Annotated in this window: 26 protein-coding genes and 1 riboswitch; of the genes, 12 read left to right on the forward strand and 14 right to left on the reverse strand. The window is 72.6% G+C overall.

Translation table 11 applies throughout. The features are described from left to right. Positions 1–52: 52 nt before the first annotated feature. Positions 53–886: a hypothetical protein gene (locus ACIQ6Y_RS00645; protein ID WP_404030828.1), complete on the reverse strand. Its 834-nt coding sequence runs from the start codon at positions 884–886 to the stop codon at positions 53–55. 147 nt (positions 887–1,033) lie between these two features. Here ACIQ6Y_RS00645 and ACIQ6Y_RS00650 point away from each other — a divergent pair, with 147 nt between their 5' ends. Both ACIQ6Y_RS00650 and ACIQ6Y_RS00655 read left to right on the forward strand, forming a co-directional pair. Beyond that, on the forward strand, positions 1,034–1,768 hold the full coding sequence (locus ACIQ6Y_RS00650) for a TetR family transcriptional regulator (protein ID WP_404030831.1): 735 nt from the start codon (positions 1,034–1,036) through the stop codon (positions 1,766–1,768). 177 nt (positions 1,769–1,945) lie between these two features. Further along, positions 1,946–2,377, forward strand: a complete 432-nt coding sequence (locus ACIQ6Y_RS00655) for a Zn-ribbon domain-containing OB-fold protein (RefSeq protein WP_404030833.1) — start codon at positions 1,946–1,948, stop codon at positions 2,375–2,377. Between the two features lie 12 nt (positions 2,378–2,389). Here the strand turns inward: ACIQ6Y_RS00655 and ACIQ6Y_RS00660 are convergent, their stop codons facing one another. Then, positions 2,390–2,779 carry a PPOX class F420-dependent oxidoreductase gene (locus ACIQ6Y_RS00660; RefSeq protein ID WP_404030836.1) on the reverse strand — a complete coding sequence of 130 codons (390 nt, stop codon included), beginning with the start codon at positions 2,777–2,779 and terminating at the stop codon, positions 2,390–2,392. 130 nt (positions 2,780–2,909) lie between these two features. Here ACIQ6Y_RS00660 and ACIQ6Y_RS00665 point away from each other — a divergent pair, with 130 nt between their 5' ends. Next, a complete protein-coding gene (locus ACIQ6Y_RS00665; protein WP_404030839.1) occupies positions 2,910–3,740 on the forward strand; it encodes an SAM-dependent methyltransferase in 831 nt (276 codons plus the stop codon). 99 nt (positions 3,741–3,839) lie between these two features. Then, entirely contained in the window at positions 3,840–5,195 is a 1,356-nt protein-coding gene (locus tag ACIQ6Y_RS00670) for a S1 family peptidase (protein WP_404030842.1), read from the forward strand. Positions 5,196–5,202: 7 nt separating this feature from the next. Here ACIQ6Y_RS00670 and ACIQ6Y_RS00675 read toward each other — a convergent pair whose 3' ends face one another. The 3 genes from ACIQ6Y_RS00675 to ACIQ6Y_RS00685 form a co-directional block, all read right to left on the reverse strand. After that, positions 5,203–5,388 (reverse strand): hypothetical protein, encoded by a 186-nt coding sequence (locus tag ACIQ6Y_RS00675; RefSeq protein ID WP_404030844.1) that lies wholly within the window; start codon positions 5,386–5,388, stop codon positions 5,203–5,205. 86 nt (positions 5,389–5,474) lie between these two features. Beyond that, positions 5,475–6,170 (reverse strand): L,D-transpeptidase family protein, encoded by a 696-nt coding sequence (locus ACIQ6Y_RS00680; protein ID WP_404030847.1) that lies wholly within the window; start codon positions 6,168–6,170, stop codon positions 5,475–5,477. A gap of 141 nt (positions 6,171–6,311) precedes the next feature. Then, the gene (locus tag ACIQ6Y_RS00685) at positions 6,312–7,523 is read right to left on the reverse strand and encodes an MFS transporter (protein ID WP_404033627.1); all 1,212 of its coding nucleotides are present in this window, start codon (positions 7,521–7,523) and stop codon (positions 6,312–6,314) included. A gap of 161 nt (positions 7,524–7,684) precedes the next feature. Here ACIQ6Y_RS00685 and ACIQ6Y_RS00690 point away from each other — a divergent pair, with 161 nt between their 5' ends. Continuing rightward, entirely contained in the window at positions 7,685–8,233 is a 549-nt protein-coding gene (locus tag ACIQ6Y_RS00690; RefSeq protein WP_404030849.1) for a hypothetical protein, read from the forward strand. Here ACIQ6Y_RS00690 and ACIQ6Y_RS00695 read toward each other — a convergent pair. From ACIQ6Y_RS00695 to ACIQ6Y_RS00715, 5 genes are all read right to left on the reverse strand, one after another. Beyond that, positions 8,224–9,138: an SDR family oxidoreductase gene (locus ACIQ6Y_RS00695; RefSeq protein WP_404030853.1), complete on the reverse strand. Its 915-nt coding sequence runs from the start codon at positions 9,136–9,138 to the stop codon at positions 8,224–8,226. The two genes, ACIQ6Y_RS00690 and ACIQ6Y_RS00695, sit on opposite strands and share 10 nt — an antisense overlap. Positions 9,139–9,224: 86 nt before the next feature. Then, a complete protein-coding gene (locus ACIQ6Y_RS00700) occupies positions 9,225–9,599 on the reverse strand; it encodes a DUF4180 domain-containing protein (RefSeq protein WP_404030855.1) in 375 nt (124 codons plus the stop codon). A 31-nt stretch (positions 9,600–9,630) separates the two neighbouring features. After that, on the reverse strand, positions 9,631–10,260 hold the full coding sequence (locus ACIQ6Y_RS00705; protein WP_404030858.1) for an MBL fold metallo-hydrolase: 630 nt from the start codon (positions 10,258–10,260) through the stop codon (positions 9,631–9,633). Beyond that, the gene (locus tag ACIQ6Y_RS00710) at positions 10,260–11,348 is read right to left on the reverse strand and encodes an S-(hydroxymethyl)mycothiol dehydrogenase (protein ID WP_404030861.1); all 1,089 of its coding nucleotides are present in this window, start codon (positions 11,346–11,348) and stop codon (positions 10,260–10,262) included. Before ACIQ6Y_RS00710 ends, ACIQ6Y_RS00705 begins: the two co-directional genes overlap by 1 nt. A 146-nt stretch (positions 11,349–11,494) precedes the next feature. Next, on the reverse strand, positions 11,495–11,794 hold the full coding sequence (locus ACIQ6Y_RS00715; protein WP_404030864.1) for a hypothetical protein: 300 nt from the start codon (positions 11,792–11,794) through the stop codon (positions 11,495–11,497). A 202-nt stretch (positions 11,795–11,996) separates the two neighbouring features. Between ACIQ6Y_RS00715 and ACIQ6Y_RS00720 the strand changes: the two genes are divergently transcribed. From ACIQ6Y_RS00720 to ACIQ6Y_RS00730, 3 genes are all read left to right on the forward strand, one after another. Further along, entirely contained in the window at positions 11,997–12,362 is a 366-nt protein-coding gene (locus ACIQ6Y_RS00720) for a nuclear transport factor 2 family protein (RefSeq protein ID WP_404030867.1), read from the forward strand. A 77-nt stretch (positions 12,363–12,439) separates the two neighbouring features. Then, positions 12,440–12,524, forward strand: a riboswitch (ZMP/ZTP riboswitch). Between the two features lie 22 nt (positions 12,525–12,546). Next, a complete protein-coding gene (locus ACIQ6Y_RS00725; RefSeq protein WP_404030869.1) occupies positions 12,547–13,395 on the forward strand; it encodes a bifunctional 5,10-methylenetetrahydrofolate dehydrogenase/5,10-methenyltetrahydrofolate cyclohydrolase in 849 nt (282 codons plus the stop codon). A 101-nt stretch (positions 13,396–13,496) separates the two neighbouring features. After that, on the forward strand, positions 13,497–14,726 hold the full coding sequence (locus ACIQ6Y_RS00730; RefSeq protein WP_404033629.1) for a glycosyltransferase: 1,230 nt from the start codon (positions 13,497–13,499) through the stop codon (positions 14,724–14,726). A 123-nt stretch (positions 14,727–14,849) separates the two neighbouring features. Here the strand turns inward: ACIQ6Y_RS00730 and ACIQ6Y_RS00735 are convergent, their stop codons facing one another. Next, a complete protein-coding gene (locus ACIQ6Y_RS00735; protein ID WP_404030872.1) occupies positions 14,850–15,491 on the reverse strand; it encodes a TetR/AcrR family transcriptional regulator in 642 nt (213 codons plus the stop codon). Between the two features lie 162 nt (positions 15,492–15,653). Here ACIQ6Y_RS00735 and ACIQ6Y_RS00740 point away from each other — a divergent pair, with 162 nt between their 5' ends. After that, positions 15,654–16,901, forward strand: a complete 1,248-nt coding sequence (locus tag ACIQ6Y_RS00740; RefSeq protein ID WP_404030874.1) for a YncE family protein — start codon at positions 15,654–15,656, stop codon at positions 16,899–16,901. Here ACIQ6Y_RS00740 and ACIQ6Y_RS00745 read toward each other — a convergent pair. Both ACIQ6Y_RS00745 and ACIQ6Y_RS00750 read right to left on the reverse strand, forming a co-directional pair. Further along, complete coding sequence (locus ACIQ6Y_RS00745; protein ID WP_404030876.1) at positions 16,894–18,747, reverse strand: cellulase family glycosylhydrolase; 1,854 nt, start codon at positions 18,745–18,747, stop codon at positions 16,894–16,896. The two genes, ACIQ6Y_RS00740 and ACIQ6Y_RS00745, sit on opposite strands and share 8 nt — an antisense overlap. Before the next feature lie 32 nt (positions 18,748–18,779). Further along, a complete protein-coding gene (locus tag ACIQ6Y_RS00750) occupies positions 18,780–20,750 on the reverse strand; it encodes a GTP-binding protein (RefSeq protein WP_404030878.1) in 1,971 nt (656 codons plus the stop codon). Positions 20,751–20,899: 149 nt separating this feature from the next. Between ACIQ6Y_RS00750 and ACIQ6Y_RS00755 the strand changes: the two genes are divergently transcribed. After that, a complete protein-coding gene (locus tag ACIQ6Y_RS00755) occupies positions 20,900–22,030 on the forward strand; it encodes an XdhC family protein (protein WP_404030880.1) in 1,131 nt (376 codons plus the stop codon). Positions 22,031–22,240: 210 nt separating this feature from the next. Here ACIQ6Y_RS00755 and ACIQ6Y_RS00760 read toward each other — a convergent pair whose 3' ends face one another. Beyond that, entirely contained in the window at positions 22,241–22,741 is a 501-nt protein-coding gene (locus ACIQ6Y_RS00760; RefSeq protein ID WP_404030883.1) for a metallophosphoesterase family protein, read from the reverse strand. Between the two features lie 119 nt (positions 22,742–22,860). Between ACIQ6Y_RS00760 and ACIQ6Y_RS00765 the strand changes: the two genes are divergently transcribed. Further along, the gene (locus ACIQ6Y_RS00765) at positions 22,861–24,804 is read left to right on the forward strand and encodes a glycosyltransferase family 2 protein (RefSeq protein ID WP_404030885.1); all 1,944 of its coding nucleotides are present in this window, start codon (positions 22,861–22,863) and stop codon (positions 24,802–24,804) included. A gap of 4 nt (positions 24,805–24,808) precedes the next feature. Then, positions 24,809–25,417, forward strand: coding sequence for a dTDP-4-dehydrorhamnose 3,5-epimerase (rfbC, locus tag ACIQ6Y_RS00770; RefSeq protein WP_404030888.1), 609 nt, complete (start codon positions 24,809–24,811; stop codon positions 25,415–25,417). Positions 25,418–25,423: the final 6 nt, after the last annotated feature.

A 25,423-nucleotide genomic window follows, 5' to 3' on the forward strand; every position in this document is an offset into this window, starting at 1 on the left:
GCGGGGTGAGTCCGGCGCGTGACCGCTCTACGCGGGGTGGAGTGACGGACTCTCAGGCGCCCAGGAAGCGGCGCAGGGACGCGGACATCGCCGTCACGAACGCGTCCTGGCGCTCTCGCGGGAGGGCCTCCAGGGAGAGATAGGGGTTGAGGTCCTCCAGCTCCACCAGCAGCAGCTCACCGCCGGGCGCCCGGCAGGCGTCCACCCGCTGGATGCCGTGCTCCAGGCCGTTCCAGGCGATGAAACCGCGCGCGAACTCCAGGTCCTCGGCGGTGGGCTCGTACGGCTTCAGCTCCCAGCGCCGGTCGGGGTCGGGAGCGTGCAGGGCGTACTGGAAGTCGTGGTCGACGAAGTAGAAGGACACCTCGTAGGCGAAGTCGATGTGCGGCTGCACCAGGACGCTGCCGCAGGACAGGTCGAGGCCGCCCAGTTCGCCGGCGGACACGATCCGCAGGCCTATGGAGTCGGCGCCGAGCCTGGGCTTGACCACGTACCGCTCCGCGGGCGGCAGCCGGTCGAGGTCCGCCGCGCGGTCGACGGTGGGGATCACCGGGTGCCCGGCCGCGGTGAGGTCCAGCAGGTACTGCTTGCCCGCCATGTCGGCCTTCCCGGTGAGGGGGTTGTAGACCCGCACCCCGTCGCGCAGGGCGCGCTCGCGGAAGTCGTCGTAGGCGGCCCGGTACTCCAGGACCGGGCCGCTGTTGCGGACGACGACCGCGTCGAAGCGGCCCATCAGGGCGGCCGCGTCACGCGGATGGCACAGCGCCAGGTCGAAGTCCTCGCGCAGCCGGGAGGTGAGCCGGATGTCCTCGTCGCAGTAGCGCCGCCCGCGCGCCTCGTAGGCCAGGTCGGTGACGTACAGCAGGCGGGGCCGTGCCTCGGGCATGGAGGTCTCCTCGGTGATGCGCGCCCGGGCCGGTCACCGGGCCCGGTCAGGCTACGCGGGCGGCCCTGTCGGTGTTCACGCAGGTGGCCGGAGTGGAGGGCACTCAGTTCCCTGTTCCGAGCGCACTGAGTGCCATACCCTTCGTCCATGAGCTCCAGCGGTACGGCGCCCCGGCGCGACGAGAAGTCCGACACGGCAGTGAAGCCGCCCATGCGGGACGCCCTGGTCGCGGCGGCCTTCCGGCTCTTCCTGGAGCGCGGCTACGAGCAGACGACCGTGGACGACATCGTGGCGCTCGCCGGGGTGGGCCGGCGGTCCTTCTTCCGCTACTTCCCCTCCAAGGAGGACGTGGTCTTCCCCGACCACGAGCGGTGTCTGACCGACATGACGGCCTTCCTGGCCTCGGGTGACGACACCGAGGAGCCGGTGCGCCGGGTGTGCGACGCGGCCCGGCTGGTGCTGCGGATGTACGCCGAGAACCCGGACTTCTCCGTGCAGCGCTACCGGCTCACCAAGCAGGTGCCGGGCCTGCGGGCGTACGAGCTGTCGGTGGTGTGGCGCTACGAGCGGGCCCTCGCCGACTATCTGCGGCGGCGGCTGCGGGACCGGCGGGACGGGACGCTGCGGGCCGATGTCGTCGCGGCCGCGGTGGTCGCGGCGCACAACAACGCGCTGCGGTTCTGGCTGCGTTCGGCCGGGGAGGGCGATGCCGAGGCCGCCGTCGACCACGCCCTCGGGCTGGTGCAGTCCGCGTTCGGCACGGGGTCGGTCCCGCCGGTCGCGGACCGGCCCGAGGACGACGTGGTGGTGGTCGTGTCGCGGCGCGGGGCTCCGCTGTGGCGGGTGGTGCAAGAGATCGAGACGACGCTGGCCCGCGACTGACCACCCGGCCGGGCGGGGCCGACGCGGCGGTCGGCCGAAAATTGGGGGTACGCAGTGCCTTTACGGGTGGCACTGAGTGCCATACGCTGACGGTGTGCACGGTGGCACGGCCCGCCGCGCACGGACGTGCGCGGCCTGCCGCGCGCGGGATTCCGGCCGAGCGCAGGGAGTTGCAGCGTGTACCACCACTCAGGAAGCGTCGCTCAGCAGGCAACCGGCTCCGCGACGGGCGTCCTCGACCATCGGCCCGTCGGCCGTGTCGCGGAGGCCTCGCCCGAGACCATCCTTTTCCAGCGCTGCACGTGGTGCGGCACGGCGATGTACCACCGGCTGCTGTGTCCGGTCTGCCAGGGCAGCGACCTGCGCACCGAGCGCAGCGAGGGCGTGGGCACGGTCCGCCACTCCACGGTGGTGCACCGCAACACCCCTGCCGCGCGCAATGTGTCGCTGATCGAGATGGCGGAGGGCTTTGTGATCCGCGGCCGTGTGATGGGCCCGCCGATCGGCATCCACAGCGGCGACCGGGTACGGCTGTCCACGGCCAAGGACCCGGTCCGCGGCGAGCCCGTCTTCCAGCTGGTCGACGAGCCGTACCGCGCCTGGACCTGAGCCGCGGGACCCTCAGCCGGAGGTGAGCGCCACCCGGATCCCGACGGTTCCCCGGGTGCCGCGCCGCAGCCTGCTGCCGAGGAGAGTGAGCCGGCCGAGAACGCCGTACTTGCGCGCGACGAGCGCACGGTAGCGGGCGCTGGTCGCCTCGTCGCAGATCTCCGCCTTCCCGGGCACCTGCTCCCCCGTGGGGTTGCCCCGCAGGTCACAGGGGCCGACCAGCACATCGGCGCGGTGGCGGATGCGCTTGACCTTGTAGGAGTCGGCGGCCGTCCAGACCCCCAGCGCGTCCGCGTCCCGCACGACCCACACCGGCGTGGCGACCGGCGTACCGTTCCTGCGATAACTGGTGATCAACAGGTACTTGCCCTCGGCGAGCCGGTCCAGTGCGGTGGTGTCCATGACCCGCAGTCTAGGGGTGTCGCCGCGAGCGAAGGGCCGTGGAAATCGCCGCTCGGGCGGCGGAGATCAACTCGGCGGTCTAGATTGCTCGTTGCCACCCCGAACGACCCGGCAACCAGGAGCTGATCCCGTGACCGAGAACCCGCCGGCCGCCGAACCGACCGCGGAGGCGCTGCGCGCCCGTATCGTCACCACCCAGCCGCACACCGCCCGCATCTGGAACTACTGGCTGGGCGGCAAGGACAACTACGAGGTCGACCGCGCCGCCGGTGACCAGATCCGCCAACTGCACCCGGGCATCGGCGAGTACGCCCGTGCCGACCGGCTGTTCCTGGGCCGGGCCGTGCGGCATCTGGTCGGCGAGGTGGGCATACGCCAGTTCCTGGACATCGGCACCGGCCTGCCCACCGCGGACAACACCCACGAGGTGGCCCAGCGGCACGCCCCGGACGCGCGGATCGTCTACGTCGACAACGACCCGCTGGTCCTGGCCCATGCCCGCGCCCTGCTCACCAGCACCGAGGAAGGCCGCACCGACTACCTCGACGAGGACCTGCGCAATGTGGACGCGATCCTCGAACACGCGGCGAAGACACTGGACTTCAGCCGTCCGGTCGCGCTGATCCTGCTCGGCGTGGTCATCTTCATCGGCGACGACGAGGACCCGTACGCCCTGGTGCGCCGGCTGATGGACGCGCTGCCCGCGGGCAGCCACCTGGTGCTGTCGCACACCGTCACCCACCCGGCGATGCCGGACGTGGACGAGGCCGTGAAGTTCTGGAACGAGCACGGCACCCCGAAGCTCACCCAGCGCACCCCCGAGGCCGTGGCCCGCTTCTTCGACGGCCTCGACCTGCTGGAGCCGGGCGTGGTGTCCTGCTCGCGCTGGCGCCCCGAGCACACCAACGGCGCGGAGCCGGAGGAGGTCGCGATGTTCGGCGGGGTGGCCCGCAAGGCGTGACTGAACGCCCCGGCGGCCCGGTGCGTATGGACGGTGGGCGCTCGACTGCGGGAGCGCCCCGCGGTCACGGTGCCGCGTCCTTGAGTTCGGGAGCCATGCATGGGGCACGCACGACGACGGATCGTCCGCCGGGTGACACGGCTCGCGGCCGTCGGCGGTCTCCTCCTGGGAGGCACCATGGTCGGCCGCGCGGTGGCGGACGAGCCGTCCGGCCCGCCGACCGCGCCGCGCGGGAGCGCGTCGGCGGCCGTGTCGCCCGGCGCGGCCCTGGTGGCCCGGCTGGGCGAGACACGTACGGCCGGCAGCTGGATCGGCGCCGACGGGCGGCCGGTCGTCGCGGTCACCGACCCGGGGGCGGCCGCCGAGGTGCGCCGCGCGGGGGCCACTCCCAAGGTGGTCCCGCACAGCCTGGGCGAGCTGCGGTCCGCCACCACGGCCCTGCGCGCGGCGCCGCGGGTGCCGGGCACAGCCTGGGCCGTGGACTACCGGTCCAACGAGGTGGTGCTCCGGGCCGACCGCACGGTCTCCGCGACGGACTGGGCCCGGCTCGCCGGTCTTGCGCACGATCTGGACGCCCCGGTGCGCATGGAGCGCACGCAGGGCACCTTCGCCACGCGTCTGAACGGGGCGCGGCCGATCCTCTCGACCGGGGGCCGCTGTTCGGCGGGCTTCAACGTCACCGACGGCCGCTCGGACTTCATCCTGACCGCAGGCCACTGCGGGCCGGCCGGCTCGGTGTGGTTCGCCGACTCCCGAGCCGGCCGCGAGGTGGGCCGGACCGTGCGGGGCAGCTTCCCGGGGGCCGACTTCTCGCTGGTGAGCTACACGGGCGGCCGGGCCGGCGACGGCGCCGACGTGGTGGACCTCGGCGGCGGGCGGGGCGTACGGATCACCGCCGCGGCCGATCCCGCCGTAGGGCAGCGGGTGTTCCGCAGTGGCAGCACCAGCGGGCTGCACGACGGTGTCGTCCGCGCACTCGATGTGACGGTCAACTACCCCGAGGGCAGCGTGAGCGGGCTGATCGAGACGGATGTGTGCGCCGAACCCGGCGACAGCGGGGGCCCGTTGTTCTCCGAGGGGATCGCGCTCGGCGTCACCTCGGGCGGCAGCGGAGACTGCCGGGTGGGCGGTACGACGTTCTTCCAGCCGGTGACGAAGGCGCTCGAGGAGCTCGGTGTGCGGCTGGTGGCGCCGGCCGGTGCTGCCGTACCGGCGCCGTCTGCCTCGGCCCCGCAGAGCGCCGTCGCTCCCGAGGACGCCTCACCGGGGTCGTCGGCTCCGGTGGGCGGGGAACAGGCCTCGACATTGCTGTCGAGGCTGACGGACCCGCGGAACACGGGCCCGGGGCTGCTGATCGTCGCGGGGAGCCTTGTGGCCCTGGTGGCCACGCGGTACATCCGCGCGGAACAGGACCGCAAGGCCTATCGCAGTCATTACTCGGCGACCTGGGGCTGAGCGGCTCTCAGGCCACCCGCTCCTGCTGCGTGGCCACGGCGGCCCACTCCATCACGAGCCGCTGGTACTCCTCGCGCTGCTCGACGGTCAGTGTCCCGCCCGACCGGCGCCACAGCGCCCGGATCTCCTCGTTGACCTCCGCGGCCGATCTCTCGGAGACGGGTTCAACAGTGGTGGACATGCTGTGAAGCATACGGCTCCGAAGGTGAAGACCGTGTGAGTAATGACGTACAAACCGGACATAACGGACCGTGTTGCTGATCACGTCCAACTGGCGCGTCAGGTGCCCGGCTTGCGGCCGTACACGTACACGTCGTCGCCGTTCCTCAGCAGCGACCAGTACTTCTTCGCCGTGGTGGTGGTCATGTTGACGCAGCCGTGCGAGCCGGGCGGGTTCCACATGCTGAGGTTGACCGAGTGGAAGGCCTGGCCGCCGTCGAAGAACTGGCTGTAGGGCATGGGCACGTTGTAGATGCTCGACACGTGGTCGATGTCACGCCAGTAGATCTTCTTCAGGCCGGTGCGGGTCTCGTAGCCGTCACGGCCGGTGCGCACCGGGACGGGGCCGTACACCAGGCGGCTGCCGTCCTGGACCCAGCTGAGCTGGAGCGTGAGGTTCACACAGGCGATCCGCCCCTTGTTGGTGGGGCACCTGCCGTCGCGGTTGGGGTTGGTGCCGACGGCCTTCTGCTTGAGCATGAGGTCCATCACACCCCAGGTGACGGGGCCGGCGTAGCCGATGTTCGGCTTGATGCCGTGCTTGTCCTGGAAGGCCTTGATCTTCTGGCAGTCGGTCGGCGACTGCCTGCCGTCGACGGGCAGGCCGAGGAACTTCTCGACCTGCTTCTGGTAGGGGCCGGTCGATGTGGTGCAGCTCGCGGCCTGCGCGGGCGCGGCCCCCAGGCCGATCGCCAGCGGCACCACCAGCGCGCCGGTCCCGACGACGGCCGCCCCTCGTCTGCGTATGTCCCCCATGAGCACTCGCCCTCCCGTAGTCCCCTGCACTGCACGCACACCGCGCGACTCTGACCACTAGACCGGCATCGGCAGGCCGTGGTTGCCCCCTCGCCCGCTTCGCGACGAAACGGTGACATTACGACCCCGATGCGCACGCCCTCAAGTCCGCGCCGTCTCGGTGACCGTCGATCCCTCGGGCTGCCGCTGCGGAAGCTCGCGACGGGAACGCACCGGCGAGAGCAGCAGCGGCAGGAAAGAGGCCGCCAGCACCGCGGCGCCCACCCACAGCGTCGCGCTCACCCCCACCAGCTCGCCCAGCAGCCCGGACAGGGCGGCCCCGACGGCGAGCGCGCCGGTGAGCATGAACCGGAAGGTGGCGTTCATACGGCCGAGCAGGGCGTCCGGCGTCATCCGCTGGCGCAGGCTCACCCCGAGCACGTTCGCCGTGCCGATCTTGGCCATCGACAGCACCCAGCCGGCACCCGCCAGCCACAGCCCCGGCCCGCGCCCGATGAGCGGCACCAGCAGCGCGGCGGGGGCCAGGAGCAGCCCGGTGACCACCTGGGTGCGGCCGTGGCCGAGGCGGGCTGCCAGCGGGCGGGCGCAGCGGGCGCCGAGCAGCACGCCCAGGCCGCCGACGGCCCAGAACAGGCCGAGAGCGCTCGCGGAGAGGCCGAGTTCACGGACGAAGAGGAGCGGCAGCATGGTGTTGACGATCTGCACGCCGAGGTTGGTGAGGGCAGCGGTGAGCGCGAGGGCGCGCAGCTCGGCGTTGCCGAGGACATGCCGCAGGCCCTCGGCGATCTGCGCCCGCAGGCGCGTCTCGCGGGGCTGCGCGGGCGGCTGGCGCCGTGCGCCGACGGCGGTGAGCCGCAGCGCCGAGGCTAGATGGGCGACGGCCGTGAACAGCACGGCGACGGGCGCGGTCAGGAACTGCACGAGTCCGCCGCCCGCGCCGCGTCCGGCGATGTTGCTCACCGCCTGCAGGCTGACCACGGCGGCGTTGGCGCCCACCAGCGCCTCCCGGCCGACCAGTTGGGGCAGCGTGCTCTGCGAGCCGACGTCGAAGAACACCGTCGCGCAGCCGGTCAGCAGCACGACCGCGTAGAGGTGGCCGAGGGTGAGCGCGTCGAGCCACCAGGCGATCGACACGGAGGCGTTGAGGGCGGCGCGGGCCAGGTCGGCGCCGATCAGCACCCGGCGGTGGCGCATCCGGTCGACCCAGGCACCGGCGGGCAGCCCGATGAGCAGGAACGCCAGCGTGCTGAGCGCGGCCAGCGCGCCCACCTGTCCGGGGCTCGCGTCGAGCGCGGCGACGGCGACCAGCGGGACGGCCACATAGCCGACGTTCGTGCCGAGTTGGCTGAGCATAGTGGCGGTGAAGAGCGTACGGAAGTCACGGATGCGCCAGGGCGAGGAAGCTCGTTCGTCGTTGTGCACACCAGCACGCTGCCCGACCGCACCTCGCAGGACAAGTGAAAAGAATGCCCACCAACCCTTAAGCAACGCTTCCGAGTTGGTACGGTGCGTCCATGTCGGCCGCATCCACGTTTCTTCAGCAACTGCCCACGCTCCTCGGTGTCGTGATCGGCGCCCTCGGTTCCTATCTGGCGGTCGTCCGCAGCGACGGCGCCCGCTTCCGGCGGGAGCGGGCCGCGCGGTGGGAGGAGCGGCGACTCGCGGTGTACTCGGACTACGCGCGGGCGGTGAAGCGGACCGTCACCCTCACCTACCGGGTGGCCGCGCACCTGGGCAACGACCCGCATCCGCACCCGCTGTCCCCGCAGGAGGCCGAGCCGCTGCTGGCGGAGGCCACGGCCGGCCGGGACCCGGTCGGCGAGGCGCTGCTCATGCTCGGCAGCGCCGAGGTCGTGGAGCTGGCGCGCGAGTGGGTCGTCGTCGTGCTGGAGATGGAGGCGTTCCTGCGGGCCGGGACCCGGGACCCGGAGGCCTGGCAGGCGCTGATGGAGCGGCAGCGGTCCGCCCGGCAGGCCTACTACGGCGCCGTACGCGAGGATCTGGCGCTGCCGCCCGGGCATCCGGCCCGCTGGTCGGTGCCGGCGGCCGGGGATCAGCGGTAGCCGGTCGTGTCGGCGGGCCTGCCCTTGTCCGCGACCTCGACCAGGTACCGCCAGGCGTCGGGGCGGCTGCCGTCGAGGTCGGTGAAGCCGTAGACCTGGGCGAGACCACCGCTGGACAGGGACTTGCCGTTGAAGCGGGCGACCTCCGGGTCGGCGGCGAGCGCGGCGACGGCCCGGCCGACATAGCGCGGGGTCTCCGAGATGGCGAAGTGCGGCTGCTTGTCCAGCGCGTCGCGCCAGTTGTCCTCGCGCACCCCGAAGGCGTCCAGCATCATCTCCGAGCGCAGCCAGCCCGGCGTGAGCGCGACCGCGGTCGCCCCGCGCGGGCCGAGTTCATGGCCGAGGGAGAAGCCCATGCGCAGGACGGACGCCTTGGCGAGGTCGTAGAAGAAGGAGTTGCGGTAGGTGGCGCCGTTGTACTCGGCGGTGCCGTCGGTCATCTCCACGACCAGCCCGCCGGGCCGGCGCAGCAGCAGGGGCAGCGCGTGATGGCTGGTGATCGCGTGCGTCTCGACGGCGAGCCGGAGCAGCCTGAGGCCCTTGTCGAGGTCGTGCTCCCAGACGGGCGTCTCCCACGCGAAGAGATGCTCGCCGCCCCAGATGTCGTTCACCAGCACGTCCAGGTGCCCCTGCTCGGCGTCGATGCGCTCCACCAGGGCCCGTACCTGGCCGGGTTCGAGGTGGTCGGTGGGTACGGCGACACCCTCGCCGCCCGCCTCGGTGACCAGGTCGGCGGTGCCCTCGACGGTCTCGGGCCGGTCGTACTCGGAACGGCGTGAGCGGGTGGTGCGCCCGGTGACGTACACGGTGGCTCCCGCCGCCCCCAGTTCGACGGCGATCCCGCGGCCCGCGCCACGGGTCGCCCCGGCGACGAGCGCCACCTTGCCCTGCAACGGCTTGTCCATGTCCGGCTCCCGACCTCGTGTTTCCTACGTGTCGATGCGAGAGTGCCGGGGAAACCGGACATCTTCTGTCGCCTTTTGCCGCGGGTTCACCCGGCCGCGCGCAGCTTCTCCCCCAGTTCGTCGTAGTCGGGCACGAACCAGATGTGACCGCCCTCGTTCGTCTCGCGCAGGAAGTCGCGCAGCGCGCCGCTCTCGGCGGCCTGCCGGGACACGTCCCCGACGACGGCGAGCCGCACCCGGTAGGTGACGAACTTCTGCATCACAGCGCCCGCGACGCCCGTGCGCAGCCGGAAGAACTCCTGCGGCACCCGCTCGACGGGGACGGCGACCAGCGTGGCGTCCTGGCCGAAGGCGTCGCCGATCAGGTCCAGCGCCGCGCTCTCGCCGTCCAGAAGGGGTCCTTCGGGGGCGCAGCGCAGCACGCGGACGCCGTGCAGGGTCTCGAGCGTGTTCGTCGTCATACAGGCGATCATGTCAGTGGCCGCGGTCGATTCAGTGGCCGCGGTCGATCCACTCCTGAAGGTGCGGTGCCTCCGCCCCGATGGTGGTGGGGTCGCCGTGTCCCGTGAGCACCTTCGTCTCGGGCGGGAGGCCGAGCAGCCGGTTGCGGATCGAGTCGATGATCGTGGGGAAGTGGGACCAGGACCGGCCCGTGGCACCCGGCCCGCCCTGGAACAGCGTGTCACCGGTGAAGACCGCCCCCAGGCCGGGGTCGTACAGGCAGACCGCGCCGGGCGCGTGGCCGGGTGTGTGCAGGACCCTGAGGTCGGCACCCGCGGCCTCGATGACCTGCCCGTCGCGCAGCCAGGCGTCCGGCTCCCGCTCGGGGTGGGTCTGCTTCCACAGGGGCAGGTCGTCGCGGTGCAGCCAGATCACGGCGCCGGTGCGCTCGGCGAGGGCGGGGGCGGCGTCGATGTGGTCGTTGTGGGCGTGGGTGCAGACGATGGCGGTCAGCCGCCGGTCGCCGACCGCCTCGGCGATGGCGTCGGCGTCGTGCGCGGCGTCGATGACGACGACCTCGTGGTCGTCGCCGACCAGCCAGACGTTGTTGTCGACGTCCCAGCTTCCGCCGTCGAGGGTGAACTGCCCCGAGGTGACCAGGCGTTCGATGCGCGGGGCCATCACAGCACCACCACCGAGCGCAGGACGTCGCCGTGGTGCATCCGCTCGAACGCCTTCTCCACCTCGTCGAGTTGGATGGTCTCCGTCACGAACGCGCCGAGGTCCAGGCGGCCTTGGCGGTGGAGGTCGATCAGCATGGGGAAGTCGCGGGAGGGCAGACAGTCGCCGTACCAGGAGGACTTCAGGGCGCCGCCCCGTCCGAAGACGTCCAGCAGGGGCAGTTCGAGCTTCATCTCCGGTGTCGGTACGCCGACCAGGACGACCGTGCCGGCCAGGTCACGGGCGTAGAAGGCCTGCCGGTACGTCTCGGGGCGGCCGACCGCCTCGATGACCACGTCGGCGCCGAAGCCGCCGGTCAGCTCGCGGATCGCCTCGACGGGGTCGGTGTCGCGGGAGTTGACGGTGTGGGTGGCGCCCATCGTGCGGGCCTTGTCCAGCTTGCGGTCGTCGATGTCGACGGCGATGATCGTCGCCGCCCCGGCCAGGTGCGACCCGGCGATCGCCGCGTCACCGACCCCGCCGCAGCCGATGACCGCGACGGAGTCGCCCCGGCCGACGTTGCCCGTGTTGATCGCGGCGCCGATCCCGGCCATCACCCCGCAGCCCAGCAGTCCGGCGACGGCCGGGGACACCTCGGGGTCGACCTTGGTGCACTGGCCCGCGGCGACCAGGGTCTTCTCGGCGAACGCGCCGATGCCGAGGGCGGGGATGAGCTCCTGGCCGGTCGAGGCGAGGGTCATGCGCTGCTTCGCGTTGTGGGTGTCGAAGCAGTACCAGGGGCGGCCGCGCAGACAGGCCCGGCAACGCCCGCACACCGCACGCCAGTTGAGGATCACGAAGTCACCCGGCGCCACGTCGCTCACGCCGTCGCCGACCGACTCGACGACTCCCGCGGCCTCGTGGCCGAGCAGGAAGGGGAAGTCGTCGCTGATGCCGCCCTGTTTGTAGTGCAGATCGGTGTGGCAGACACCGCAGGCCTGGATCCGCACCACGGCCTCGCCCGGTCCGGGGTCCGGCACGACGATCGTCTCCAGGCGGACCGGCTCGTCCTTGCCGGGTGCGATCACGCCGCGTACTTCCTGCGCCATGGCTGCTGGGTCCCTTCCGTCGGCGGGCGTTGTCTCCCTGCTCCGACCCTACGCGCGATCACCGGGCGGGGAGCGGACACCGGCACACAACGCGCCCGGCCGCGTCCGGGGCACGGACGCGGCCGGGCGGGCCGAAGCGGGCGGGGTCAGGTCTGGAGGCCGGGCAGCAGGCCGGTGACCGGCGCGGCCAGGTCGGTGATCTGGTGCAGCTGGTCGAGGTCGCTCGGCACACGGTTGAGCTGCGCGAGCTGCTGGGAGGGCCGCGGGAGCGCGCCCCGGTGCGACTCGGGGATGTCGCTGGTGGCGAGCGCGTCCAGCAGGGCGATCGGGCTCAGGCTGCTGCCTGCCTTGGCGTCCGTCTCGGCCGCGCCCGCCGAGGGGGCGGCGAGTGCGGTGACCCCGGCGGCGAGACATGCGGCGGCGAGGATACGGCGAGTTGAGATCATGCCCTCAGCAACGCGGCCGCCCCGGCTCCGGACACGGCCGCCGCGCCGCGCTCACCCGTCAGGAGGAGCGCGTCACCGCGCCGCCCTCCCCGGAAGCCGCCTGCCCCCGCGCTTGCCGTGCCCCATGGGCCGGAGGACGCTCGTAGAGGAGGCTTCGGTGGCCCGCAGCCCGCCGGGTCGCCCGCTTCGGAGGAGGTTCATCATGGGCACCAGCACGAGCCCCGCCTTCAGCGCCGACACCCTGCGCCGGGGCCTGGAAGGACAGTCGTCGCAGGACCTTCTGGAGCTCTACGCCAATGACGCGGAGCTACGGATCGTCGACCGCAACACCCAGCCCAGCCACCCGAAGGTCATGCACGGCCGCTCCGAGATCGGCGCGATGCTCGAGGACGTCTACGGCCGCGACATGACCCACAAGCTGGAGGGGTGCGTCGTCCAGGGCGACCGCGCCGCCTACAGCGAGTCCTGCGAGTACGCGGACGGGGTCCGTGTCCTGTCCGAGTCGATGATCACCCTGCGCGACGGGAAGATCGCCGAACAGATCATGATCCAGGCCTGGGACGAGTAGGAGTCGCCCCCGTCACCTGGCCGGGACCCTGTGGCGAGGGGCCCCGGCCGGGCCGCCGCACGTCTCGGTTAAGGTGTCCGTGGGCCCGTGACTGGCGCTGAGGTGGAGCACCACCGGGGAGCGGGCCGACACCAGTGAATGCCGTGCGCCTGGGCGACGAGACCGATCAGCTCAGGAGTGGATCATGACTCAGGCACGGCTCATGGACGGCACCTCGCTCGCCCGCGGGATCGTCGAGGAGACCGCCAAGCGCGCGGCGGACCTCACCGAGCGCACCGGCACCGCCCCCTGTCTCGCGACCGTGCTGGTCGGCGAGGACCCCGCCTCCGTGACGTACGTCCGGATGAAGCAGAACCGCTGCCGCAAGGCCGGCATCGGCTCCCGGCACGTGGAGCTGCCCGCCGCGACCACCACCGAGGAGCTGGTCGGCACGCTGCGGGCGCTGTCCGCCGACCCCACCGTGCACGGCATCCTGCTCCAGCACCCGATGGGCGAACACATCGACGAGCGGGCCGCGTTCGAGGCGATCGCGCCGGAGAAGGACGTCGACGGCGTCACCTTCGCCTCGTTCGCCACGATGAGCTTCGGCCTGCCGGGCTTCGTGTCCTGCACGCCCGGCGGCATCATGCGGCTGCTCGACGCGTACGGCGTCGACCCGTCCGGCAAGCGCGCGGTGGTGGTCGGCCGCAGCGCCATTCTGGGCAAGCCGGCCGGCATGCTGCTGCTCGCCCGCGACGCGACGGTGACGTACTGCCACTCGCGCACCGCGGACCTGTCGGCGGCCGTGCGCGAGGCGGACATCGTGGTCGCCGCCGTCGGCCGGCCGCGGCTGATCAAGGGCCAGGACATCAAGCCCGGCGCGGTCGTGATCGACGCCGGCTACAACCCGGGCAACGTGGGTGACGTCGACTTCGAGTCGGCCGTGGAGCGTGCCTCGCTGATCACCCCGGTGCCGGGCGGCGTCGGCCCGATGACGATCGCCACGCTGCTGGAGCAGACGGTGGACGCGGCGATCAGCCAGCTCGGGGCCTGACTCCCTAGCGGCGCGGGGAACGGCGCGGGCAACCACGCACGACGGGCAGCCGCCGACGAGCACAAGCCACCCCCATACTGATGCATGTGCGCATCGCGATCATGACGGCGGGCTCCCGGGGCGACGTGGCCCCCTTCACCGGTCTCGGACACGGTCTGCTGGACGCAGGCCACGACGTCACCCTGGTGACACATGCCCGCTTCGAGCAGCTCACCTCCCGGGCGGGGCTCCGGTTCCACCCGCTGCCGGTCGATCCGCAGGCCGAACTGCACTCCCCGCGCGGACGCGCCCTGCACCGCAGCGCGACCGGCGCGGGGAAGCTGCTGCGGGTGGTGTCGATGGCGCGGGCGCTGGTCGGGCGGATGACGGAGGACCTGGTGACGGCCGCCCGCGCGAGCGATCTGCTGCTGCTCGCCGGGGCGATCGCCCCGCTGGGGGTGGCCGTCGCGGAGGGGCTGAGGCTGCCGAGCCTCGGCGTCTACCTCCAACCGATCGCACCCACGCGGGAGTTCGGGCCGCCGCTGCTGGGCGACCGGTCCTTCGGCGGGCCCGGCAACCGGCTCGCCGGGCACGGGGTGAACCTCGCCGTGGAGCAGGTCTTCGCGGCGGCCGTCCCCGCGGTACGGGCCCGGCTGGGGCTGCCCGCCGCACGCCCGGGCACCCTGCGCCGCGACCGGGAGCGGCGGGGCTGGCCGGTGCAGCACGGGTTCAGCCCGCTGGTGGTGCCCCGGCCGCGGGACTGGCGGCCGGGCCTCGACATCGCCGGGTACTGGTGGCCGTACGACGCCGACGCCGGGCTTCCCGCGGAGGTGCGGGCGTTCCTCGACGCCGGGCCGCCGCCGGTGTTCGTCGGGCTGGGCAGCGCGACCGTGCCCGACGCCGGACGGATGAGCGCGCTGGTCGTCGCGGCGCTGCGGCGGGCCGGGCTGCGCGGGGTGATCCAGCGCGGCTGGGGCGGACTCGCGGCGGACGCGGACGACATGCTGACCATCGGTGAGGTGGCCCACTCGGCGCTGTTCCCGCACATGGCCGCGGTGGTCCATCACGCGGGTGCCGGCACGACCGCGGCCGGGCTGCGCGCCGGGGTGCCCGCGGTGCCGCTGCCCGTCCAGTTCGACGAGACCTTCTGGGCGTCCCGCCTGGTCACGCTGGGCGTGGCGCCCTGCGCGCTGCCGCTGCGGCGGGTGACGGCCGACTTCCTCGCCGCGGCCCTGACCCGAGCCGTCGGCGACCCGGCCCACCGGGCCCGGGCGCAGGCCCTCGGCGTACGCGTCCGCGCGGAGGACGGGGTGGCTCCGGTGCTGGAGGCGGTGAACCGGCTGGCCGGGTGAGCCACTTGGGGGCCGCCAACGACCGGTCGGCGTGACGGCGCCGCTGCGTGGGCCCGTCGTGGCGGCCCGCTGTTCGCGGAGCCGCTGCCTGGGCCGTCGTGGCGGCCGGCTGATCGCGGCGCCTCAGGGCGGCCGCAGGATCGCCAGGAGTTGGCGCACCAGCTCGTCGACCACCTCGTCGAGCGTGGCGTCCACCCAGCCCGCGCTCCAGTCGTGGAGCAGGCCGTTGACGCTGCCGATGAACGCCGTGGCGGCGAGCCGGTGGTCGTTCGGTGCGGCCTCCCCCTGGGCCACGGCGGCGGCCGCCTCGCCGCAGATGAAGTCGACCCAGCGGGCCCGCCGGGCCAGCCGCTGCTCCTCCAGCCGCGGGCTGACCCCGATGATCTCGACGAAGGTGATGCGGATGCGGCGTGGGTCGCCGGTGACGTTCCCGGCGTACGCCCGGAAGATCGCGGAGGCCCGTTCCGCCAGCGGCCTGCCCTCCACCCCGGCGGCCGCCGCCAGCACGGCCTCTTCGGCCCAGCCGTTGACCTGAAGGTGCAGTTCGGCGAGGACGTCCTCCAGGGTGCGGAACTCCTCGTAGAACTGACGGGTCGACAGTCCGGCTGCCTCGCTGAGCGCGGCGACAGTGGTGGCGCGGTAGCCCGGGGTGTCGCCGAAGAGCTGAAGCGCCGCGTCCAGGAAGCGCCGGCGCCGCTCGGCCTGCCGTTCCTGCGCGGACCTGCCGCCGTAGCGGCCGGTCGGCCCCTTGAGCCTGCCCGCCACTGTGCCTCCCGTCGTCGCCGGGCTCCCGCTCGGCCCGCCGACGGCCAATTTTGTCGTGTACGCAGTCTTGTGGAGAAGGGCCACCCTTCCTTACTTTCCAGTAAGTCGAACTCTGAACGACGTTGTATTCAGACTGCCCCCCACCCCGAGGAGAGTGCAGCCATGCCTGCCTTCCGCCCCCGGCACCTGTGCACCGTCGCCGCCGCCCTCGCCCTGACCGCCACGGTCCCCGCGACCGGCGCGTCCGCCGACTCCCCCGCGGCGCTGCGCGAGGTGCTGTTCGTCGGCAACAACTGGGACGGCACCGCCGAAGTCATCGCCTCCTCGGGCGACTTCGCGAGGATCGGCCGGGTGGACGTCGTCCCGGACAAGGACCAGCGCATGGCGGAGATCAACGCCGACCCGGTCAAGTGGGTCTACTTCATGGCGATCCGCAACAGTGTCGGCGAGGGCCACGACCAGTTCGTCGACGACATGTACGCCACCCCGGACGGCCGCTCGATGGTGGTCTCCCGGCCCAGCTTCGCCGATGTGGTCTCCCTCGACCTGGCCACCGGCTCGGTCAACTGGCGCTTCGCCGTGTCGGGTCACCGCGCCGACCACATGGCCGTCTCCCCCGACGGCACCAAGGTCGCGGTCTCGGCGTCCACCTCCAACACCGTGCATGTGCTGGACATCGTCACCGGCCGGCAGCTCGGCTCCTTCGGCACCGGCGACAAGCCGCACGAGAACGTCTTCACCGGCGACGGCCGCTACATCTGGAACATGTCCATCGGCGACGTGAACACCGCCCTGGACGAGCCGTGGCTGGACTGGACGAAGGGCGACCGGCGCATCACCGTCGTCGACGCGGCGACCTTCCGGCAGGTGAAGGTCATCGACATGCGGCAGCGCCTGGACGCGGCCGGGCTCGGCCAGTACTCGGACGCGGTGCGCCCGGCCGCGTTCAGCCCCGACGAGTCCAAGCTCTACTTCCAGGTGTCGTTCTTCAACGGCTTCTTCGAGTACGACGTGGCGAGCGACAAGATCACCCGGACCAAGGTGCTGCCGAAGAACCCGGCCACCAGCGAGGACCGCACGACCTGGGTCAACGACTCGCGCCACCACGGCCTCTCGATGAGCCCCGACGGCAGGAAGCTGTGCGTGGCGGGCACGATGGACGACTACGCCACCGTCGTCGACCGCGCCACCCTCCAGGAGGGCCCGCTCGTCACCGCCGCCAAGCCCTACTGGGCCACGGTCAGCGGCGACGGCAAGTCCTGCGTGATCTCCGAGAGCGGCGCCGACCAGGTCACCGCCATCGACTTCGCGACGGGCCGCAAGACGGTGTCGGTCCCCGTCGGCGACCACCCGCAGCGCGTGCGCCTGGCCCGGGTGCCCGCCGACTGGTCGGGCCCGTCGGCTAGCTGAGCGCGGCCCAGGCGTCCAGTTCGGCGCGGGCCGCCTGAAGCAGTGAAGCCGCCGGAGCCGTCGCCCCGTTGGTCACCAGCACGTAGTGCAGAACGCCCGTGTCGCGTGCGGTGAGCAGCAGGCGGCGGCTTCCCGTGGCGCCCGGTTCGGGGGCGGCGGCAACCGGGGTGGAGGCGGTGTAGGCGGGCAGGCCGTGGAGGGTGCCCAGGTCGGAGACCACGGTGGTCGTGGCGGGCGGGAAGGACCCCGGGAGGTGCAGCTCGGTCGGCGCCGGGCCGCCGTCGGAGCGCCACAGCAGGACGCCGTACTGTCCGGAGCCCACCAGCCGGGCCACGTTCGGCAGCGAGGCCGGTACCGGGTTCCAGGTCAGCGTCGTGGACCCGTCACGGGAGCGGTCCTCGTAGGTGAAGCCGAGCGTGGTTCCGGCGGTGGCGGCCGGGTAGAGGCGATCCAGCAGGCGGGCGTCCTGACGGAGCGTCACCTTGCCGGTGTCGTCGAGGCGTACGGCGGACAGGTCCTCGTCGTTCCAGGCGTCACCGGCGATGAGGATCTTGTCGGGGTTGCCGTTCATCGCCTCGCGGTGGCGGCCGTTGTAGAGGTCCCACTGCCATTGGGTGGCCGACAGCACGGGGCCGCTCGCGGTGGGGCGGGTCCACCAGGCGGAGCCGGGCAGGCGGGAGTCGAGGGCCTGGTACATCGCCTTGAGGACGGTCGGCGCCTTGTCGGAGACCGTGCCGCTGAGCGGGTGGCCGAACTCGCTGACCACCGCCGCCGTACCGGTCGCGGCGGCCCGGTCCCGGACGGTCCCGAAGTCCCCGGTGTACTGGCCGTCCTTCGCCTTGCCCCACATGAAGACGCCCGAGATGGCCTTCTGGTCGTAGAAGTGGGTGTTGAAGACATAGCGCGGGCCCAGCTTCCCTGCGTCCAGCAGGCCGCCCTCCTGGCGCTGGAAGTCGAGGTTCGCGTTCCAGAAGAGGTTCGGCTCGACGAAGGCGGGCTTGTCCTGCCAGCCCGCCGCGTCCATCCGGGACCGGAAGCGCTCGTAGAACGGCCACAGCACGTCCCGCTCCCAGGCGCGGCTGCCCTGGCCGGGGTCGTAGGTGCCGGCGTGCGGCTCGTTGTAGGGGTCGAAGCCGACGATCCCCGCGAACTGCTCGTCGGTGAGGTGCTGTTCGACGTACTTCATCGTCTGCTCGGTCGTGGCGAGGAAGGCGTCCTGGATGCCGTGCGCGTTGTGCCAGAAGTCGTACGTCGCCCGCTTCACCGCCTCGTTCTGGGTGATGTTCTGGCCCCAGAAGAGGCAGATCCCGCAGAACTCGTCGGGGTAATCGCCCGCGTCCACGGCCCACTTGGGGGCGCCGTCGCCGGTGTACCAGCTGTCCGGGTCGAAGAGGTGGCGCGAGTACAGGTCCTGGTGGAAGTCGGGGTAGACCCGGATGCCGGTGTCCAGGAAGGCGCGCATCTGATCGGTGACGGCGGCCAGGTAGGCGGTGTCGACCCGGCCGCGCTGCGGCTCGGCGTGCGCCCAGGACAGCAGGAAGCGCACCGCGTTGCCGCCGCCGAGGGCACGCAGCGCGACAGCGGACCTGCGCGCGTCGGCGACGGACGCGAAGGGCAGGCCGCCATGCTCCTCCAGCTTGGTCTCGCCGGAGACGTTGTAGCCGCGCAGCACGACCTCGCGGCCGTGGGCGTCGACGAAGCGGCCGTCCACCACGGTCAGCGGGGAGCCGTCGAACCACAGGGAGTCGGCCGCGGCGGCGGGAGGGGCACCCGCCGCCGGGGAACCGCACAGGAATCCACACAGGACGACCAGAGCGACGAGCACATGTGCGCGCTTCTTGGACATGTCCCTAAAGGTCGAGCTTTTCTGACACTCCGTCAACTACCCGTTCGGCGGGTGACTTTCAGCAGATACTCCTTCCGGTTCAGCGGGTTGTGGTCGGTGCGCGGCCGCTCGGGCACGGGCCCCTGCGTGACGGGCGCGTAGTGGTCGAAGGCGCACTCCAGCTCGCCCTCGCCCCGGGTGAGCCCCGGCAACCGCTGCTCCAGGGCGTGCACCCGGGCCGCCGGGATGTCGCCCTCCAGGACGCAGACGGCACCCTGCGTCTCGGTGGTGCGCGGCACCGCCCGCAGCGCGGCCAGCACCGGCAGCAGCGCGCCGAGCGTGTCCGCGGGCGCCTCCAGGCGGAAGCGGTGCAGGGGCTCGTGCACCCGCGTCCCCGCCCGCCGCAGCGCCTCCACCAGGACCAGCGGGGTCAGGCCCCGGAAGTCGTATCCGGTGCTGGACATGCTCTTGTCGAAGCCCTGGTGGGCATGGCTCTGGCGGGGGCAGTAGCCCGAGTGGGTCATCGTGACCCTGCAGTCGGTGACCCGCCAGCCGTGCAGGCCCTGTTCGAGGCTCTCGCGCACGGTGTCCTCGACGGCCTTGAAGAAGGCGTACGGCATCGCGCCCAGCTCCACCTCCAGGCCGAACGTGACGCCCGAGCCGGGCGGGGCCGCGTCGACGCGCAGCCCGATCGTGGCCAGGAACGGGTTGTCGCCCTTCTTGACGAACTCCGCGGCCGTGCCCGACCCGATCGGCCGCTCCACGCACAGCGGGGTCGTCTCCCGGAAGCCGACCTCCAGGCCGTACTCCTCGGCGAGCGTGGCCTGGACGACCTCCTTCTGCACCTCCCCGTACAGCGACACGCCGGTCTCCCGCCGCACCTCGTCGTGGCGCAGCCCGATCAGCGGGTCCTGCTCGGCGAGCTGGGTCAGGGCCAGGTGCAGCGCGCCCGGGTCCGTGCCGGGGCCGGGCACGACGACCGTCTCCAGCGTCGGCGGGGCGAAGAAGTGCCCGTACGGCTTACGGGGCACACCGAGGAAGTCGCCGATCCTGATGTCCGCGAGGCCCCACACCCGGGCGATCCGGCCCGCCGGCACCGCGTCCGCGGGGACGTCCGTGCCGTGGTCGAAGACGCCGACCGCGGTGACCTTGCCCTCCTGGGGCGGGTCACCGAAGGGGACGCGGTCGCGGACGCGCAGGGTGCCGGTGAAGACGCGCGCGTAGGCGATCTTCTCGCCCGCCGGGCCCCGCTCGACCTTGAACACGGTGCCCGACAGCGGCCCGGCCGGATCGCCGCCGGCGGCCGGGAGGAGCTCCCGGATGCCGGTGATCAGCGGGTCCATCCCCGCGCCGGTGACGGCGGAGCCGAAATAGACGGGGTGCACCAGGCCCTGCCGGGTCTGCTCGGCGAGGGCCGCGCGCACCCGCTCGGGCCGGACGGCGCCCTCGACATACGCGGCCAGCAGGTCGTCGTCGTGGTCGGCGAGGACGTCGAGCGCGGCGGGGCCGAGGCCGGGCACGAACCGGGCGTCCGGGGTGCCGAGCCGCTCGGCGGTCCCCATCGGCACCACGGGCACCTTCAGCCGCTCGGCGACCGACCGCACCAGCTCCGCGCCGCGTGCCCCGCGCCGGTCGATCTTGTTGACGAAGACCAGGGTCGGGATGCCCAGGCGGCGCAGGGTGCGCATCAGAACCCGCGTCTGGGCCTGGACGCCCTCGACGGCGGAGACGACGAGCACGGCGCCGTCGAGCACACCGAGGACGCGTTCCACCTCGGCGATGAAGTCCGGGTGCCCCGGGGTGTCGATGAGGTTGACGGTCACGTCGTCGACGGGGAACGACACGACCGCGGACTTGATGGTGATGCCGCGCCTGCGCTCCAGCGCGAGGGTGTCCGTCCGGGTGCTGCCGTCGTCGACGCTGCCGATCTCGTCGATGACCCCGGCGGTGTGCAGCAGCCGTTCGGTCAGGCTGGTCTTTCCTGCGTCGACGTGGGCGAGAATGCCAAGATTGAGCATGTGCACGTAGCGTCATGTCCTCGGGAGAGTGGGCTGTTTCCTTCCTGGGTGGACATGAACGGTGCGCGCATTGCGGCCCTCCTCGGCTCGAAGCTGGAACCCGAGCAGTGCAGCAGACGACGGGGGCGACGGCAACGCGATTAAGGAGCCCCGCGGTGCGTGAGATTCTCCCGGTGCTGGGCGGCTGGTGGTCCGCATCTGTTCCGTTCGGGCTGGCCACCGTGGTGGCGGTGAGCCGCAGCGCGCCCCGCGGTCCGGGCGCGGCGATGGCCGTCGGCCCGGACGACGAGGTCGTCGGCAGTGTGTCCGGAGGCTGCGTGGAGGGCGCGGTCCTGGAACTGGCCCAGGAGGCCCTGGCCGACGGCCGGGCCCGCCTGGAGACCTTCGGCTACAGCGACGAGGACGCCTTCGCGGTCGGCCTGACCTGCGGCGGCGAGCTCACCGTCCTCGTCCGCCCCGTGACCCCCGACCTGGACCCCACCCTCGGCCCGGTAGCCGACTCGGTGGCAGCGGGCCGCCCGGTGACCCTGGCCACCGTCGTCGACGGCCCGGCACCACGCGGGGCCACGCTCGCGGTGGGGCCGCCGGACGAGCCGGGACCGGGTGACGCCCCCGAGACGCTGGGCAGTCTGGGAAATGCCGGGCTCGACGCCGCCGTCGCCGCCGACGCCTGGGGTGAGCTCGCCGTGGGTGCCACAGGCGTGCGGCACTACAGGCCCGGTGGGGAGCGTCGGGAGGACGCCGTCTCCGTGTTCATGCAGTCGTTCGCGCCGCCGCCGCGGATGCTGGTGTTCGGGGCGATCGACTACGCGGCCGCGGTCGCCCGGATCGGGGACTTCCTCGGCTACCGGGTGACCGTGTGCGACGCCCGCCCCGTCTTCGCCACGCCCCGCCGCTTCCCGCCGGGCGTGGAGGTGGTGGTGGACTGGCCGCACCGGTACCTGGCGGGCACCGGCACCGACGAGCGGACGGTGATCTGCGTGCTCACCCACGACCCCAAGTTCGACGTCCCGCTGCTCCAGGAGGCACTGCGCCGGCCGGCCGCGTACATCGGGGCGATGGGCAGCCGCCGTACGCACGCCGAGCGCCGGGAGCGGCTGGTGGCGGCGGGGCTGACCGGGGCCGAGCTGGCCCGGCTGCGCTCGCCGGTCGGGCTGGATCTGGGGGCCCGTACGCCCGAGGAGGTGGCGGTGTCGGTGGCCGCGGAGATCGTCGCGCTGCGGTGGGGCGGCAGCGGGGCGCCGCTGACGTCGACGGCGGGGGCGATCCACGGGGCGGCACGGTGAGGCTCCTCGAAAAAAATCCGCTGTCCGTGTGTGAGGTGGGGCGAATCGGGTATTCGCGGCTCAAAGGGACGAAATAGTCCGCCCCTGCAGTAGGTCGGAAGGAGGTCCGTGACAGACAGCCCAGATTCGCAGTGCGCGGGCCGTTGCCGGTAGGCCGGAGCGGCCCGCCTTTTCATGCGGGGGCCGGTTCAGCACTTCGGGTGAAGGCGCTCAGCGCGGGGGCAGCCGGTGCAGGACCACATCGGTGAGGTCACCGTCCGTGACGGACGCGGTCATATAGGTGCAGTACGGCTCCCTGCGACGGTCGGTCGGCGAGCCCGGGTTGAGCAGGCGGAGCCCTGTCGCAGCGGTGCTGTCCCAGGGGATGTGGCTGTGCCCGAAGACGAGGACGTCCAGCTCCGGGAAACGCGCCGCGCAGCGGGCCTCGCGGCCCTGGGCCGGGCCCGTCTCGTGCACCATGCCGAAGCGCAGGCCGCCCAGCTCGGCGTGAGCGATCTCGGGCAGCCGGGCCCGCAGATCGGGGCCGTCGTTGTTGCCGTACACCCCGATCAGCCGGCGGCTACGCTCCTCCAGCAGATCGAGCGTGGCCGTGTCGACCCAGTCCCCGGCGTGCACCACGACATCGGCCGCCTCCACCTCGGTCAGCACCTCGGCGGGCAACTCCCGCGCCCGGCGCGGCAGGTGGGTGTCGGAGATCAGCAGCAGACGCATGCGACCAGCGTAAGTCCGCGCGCGTGGACGGCGATCGGCGGCGCGACAGCCGGATAAGATCGGGCAACGCACGACAATCCTCAACACGAACGGCAGACGACCCCAGGGGCCAGGAGGCCATGTCGGTGAAGGTCAGCGTCATCGTTCCGGTGTACAACCCCGGGCGCTACATCGACGACTGCGTCGATTCCCTGCTGCGTCAGTCGCTGCCCGACGACGCCTATGAAGTGATCTTCGTCGACGACGGCTCCACCGACGACACTCCGGCCCGGCTCGACGCCGTCGCCGCCGAGCACCCCCATGTGCACGTCATCCACCAGGAGAACTCCGGCTGGTCGGGCAAGCCCCGCAACGTCGGCATCGAGGCCTCCAAGGGCGAGTTCGTGATGTTCGTCGACAACGACGACTATCTCGCCGACGAGGCGCTGGAGCGGATGTACGACTACGCCATCGCCAATGACGCGGACGTCGTCGTCGGGAAGATGGCCGGCAAGGGGCGCCCCGTGCCGGTCGAGCTGTTCCGGCGCAACCACCCGAAGGCGTCCGTGGCGAACGCGCCGCTCATCGACAGCCTCACCCCGCACAAGATGTTCCGCCGGGAGTTCCTGGACCGCATCGGGCTGCGCTTCCCGGAGGGGCGGCGGCGCCTGGAGGACCACGTCTTCGTCACCGAGGCGTATCTGCGCGCGGGCAACGTCTCGGTGCTCAGCGACTACGTCTGCTACTACCACGTCCGCCGCGACGACGCCTCCAACGCCGGTTTCCAGCAGCTCGACCCGGCCGGGTACTTCAAGAACCTCCGCGAGGCCCTGGACGTCGTCGAGGCGTACACCGAGCCGGGCGAGCTGCGGGACCGGCTGCTGCGCCGCTGGCTGCGCAACGAGATGGTCGAGCGGATGCGCGGCAAGCGCCTGCTCGCGATGCCCGAGGACTACCGCCGCTCCTTGTTCGCCGAGATCCACGCGACCGCCGTCGAGCGCTTCGGCGCCGGCGTCGCGGCCGGGCTTCCGCCGGCCCAGCGGGTCGTCGCCGCGATGATCGCCGCGGACCGGTACGACGACGTCGTCGCCTTCGCCGAGTGGGAGAGCGGCATCGCCGTACGGGCCGTGCCGGAGGGCGTCGAGTGGCACGAGGGCGCGGTGCGGGTGGCCCTGCGCGCCGAGTTCACCTCGGGCGGCGAGCCGATGCCGTTCCCGGCCGAAGGGGTGCCCGCGACGGGCGAGCCGCCGCTGGACGCCGCCGAAGCCGTCGACTGGGTGTGTGCCGACTCCGTGGCGCGGTTCGACACGGCCACGGCCGACCTGCTGCTGCGGGAGCGCGAGAGCGCCGCCCAGCACTTCCAGTCGGTGCGGGTCACCCGGGAGACCGTGCCGGAGGGCGAGGGCGAGCGGGTGCGGCTGGTGCTGCGGGCGTCCGCCACGGTCGACCCGGCGACCGCGGCGGACGGGGTGGCGCCGGCCGCCGGTCTGTGGGACGCGTTCGTCCGGGTCCGGCTGGGCGCCTGGACCAAGGAGTGCCGACTGGGCCCGGCCCCGGCCCAGGACCGGCCCACGCCCAGCGCGGGCGTCGCGGGCGGCCGGGTGGTCCTGCCGTACTGGACCCATCCGCACGGCAACCTCGCCTTCGACGTGGACCGCGCGTCCAAGCGGCTCGGTCTGTCCGAGGTCACGCACACGATGGTCACCGTGTCCGGGAGCGGTCTGCGCGCGCCGGTTCCGCTGTACGTGCCCGGCGAGTCGGAGGTGCGGCTGCGGCTGACCGCCGACCGGAGCGTGGAGGTGCCCGGGCGCCTCTCCCCCGCCGCCGACGGCCGCAGGGCGGTGCTGGAGGCCGAACTGCCGCTGGCGGAGCTGCGGGCGGGCACCTGGCGGGTGGCGCTGGGTCCGGTCCCGGAGCGCTTCCTGGCGCTGCCGCTCGCCCTGGAAGCCGCCGACGACGGCACGGTGCGTGCGGTGCCTGCCACGACACCGCGCGACAGCCGGCCGCTGCTCCGCCGCGTCCGCAGCAGGCTCGGCCGGGTGCTGCGCGGCGCGGCGAACCGAGTCACCAAGCACAGGAGGTAGAGCGTTGCGACCGCTGGGGATCGAGGGTGCCTGGGTGCTGGAGCCCAAGGTCTTCCCGGACGAGCGGGGCAGTTTCCACGAGTGGTACCGCGGCCGGGAGTTCCGCGAGGCCACCGGCTACGACCTGTCGCTGGCGCAGGCGAACTGCTCGGTCTCCCGCCGGGGTGTGGTGCGCGGGGTGCACTTCTCCGATGTGCCGCCCGGGCAAGCGAAGTACGTCACCTGTGTGCGCGGCGCCGTCCTGGACGTGGCGATCGACCTGCGGGTCGGCTCGCCCACGTTCCGGCAGTGGGACGCGGTCCGGCTCGACGACGACACCCGGCACGCGGTGTTCCTCGCGGAGGGCCTCGGCCACGCCTTCATGGCGCTGACCGACGACGCGACGGTCGTCTATCTGTGCTCCACCGGGTACGCCCCGGAGCGTGAGCACGGGGTGCATCCGCTGGACGCGGACCTGGGCATCGAGTGGCCCCGGGGCATCGAGCCGGTGCTGTCGCCGAAGGACGCCGAGGCGCCGTCCCTCGCGCAGGCGCTGGAGGCCGGGCTTCTGCCGGAGTACGAGACCTGCCGCGCCCACTACGAGCGGCTTCGCGCGGGCGGCCCCACCGGCTGACGGGGC

The sequence above is a fragment of the Streptomyces sp. NPDC096205 genome (assembly GCF_044763135.1).
Lineage (GTDB): Bacteria > Actinomycetota > Actinomycetes > Streptomycetales > Streptomycetaceae > Streptomyces.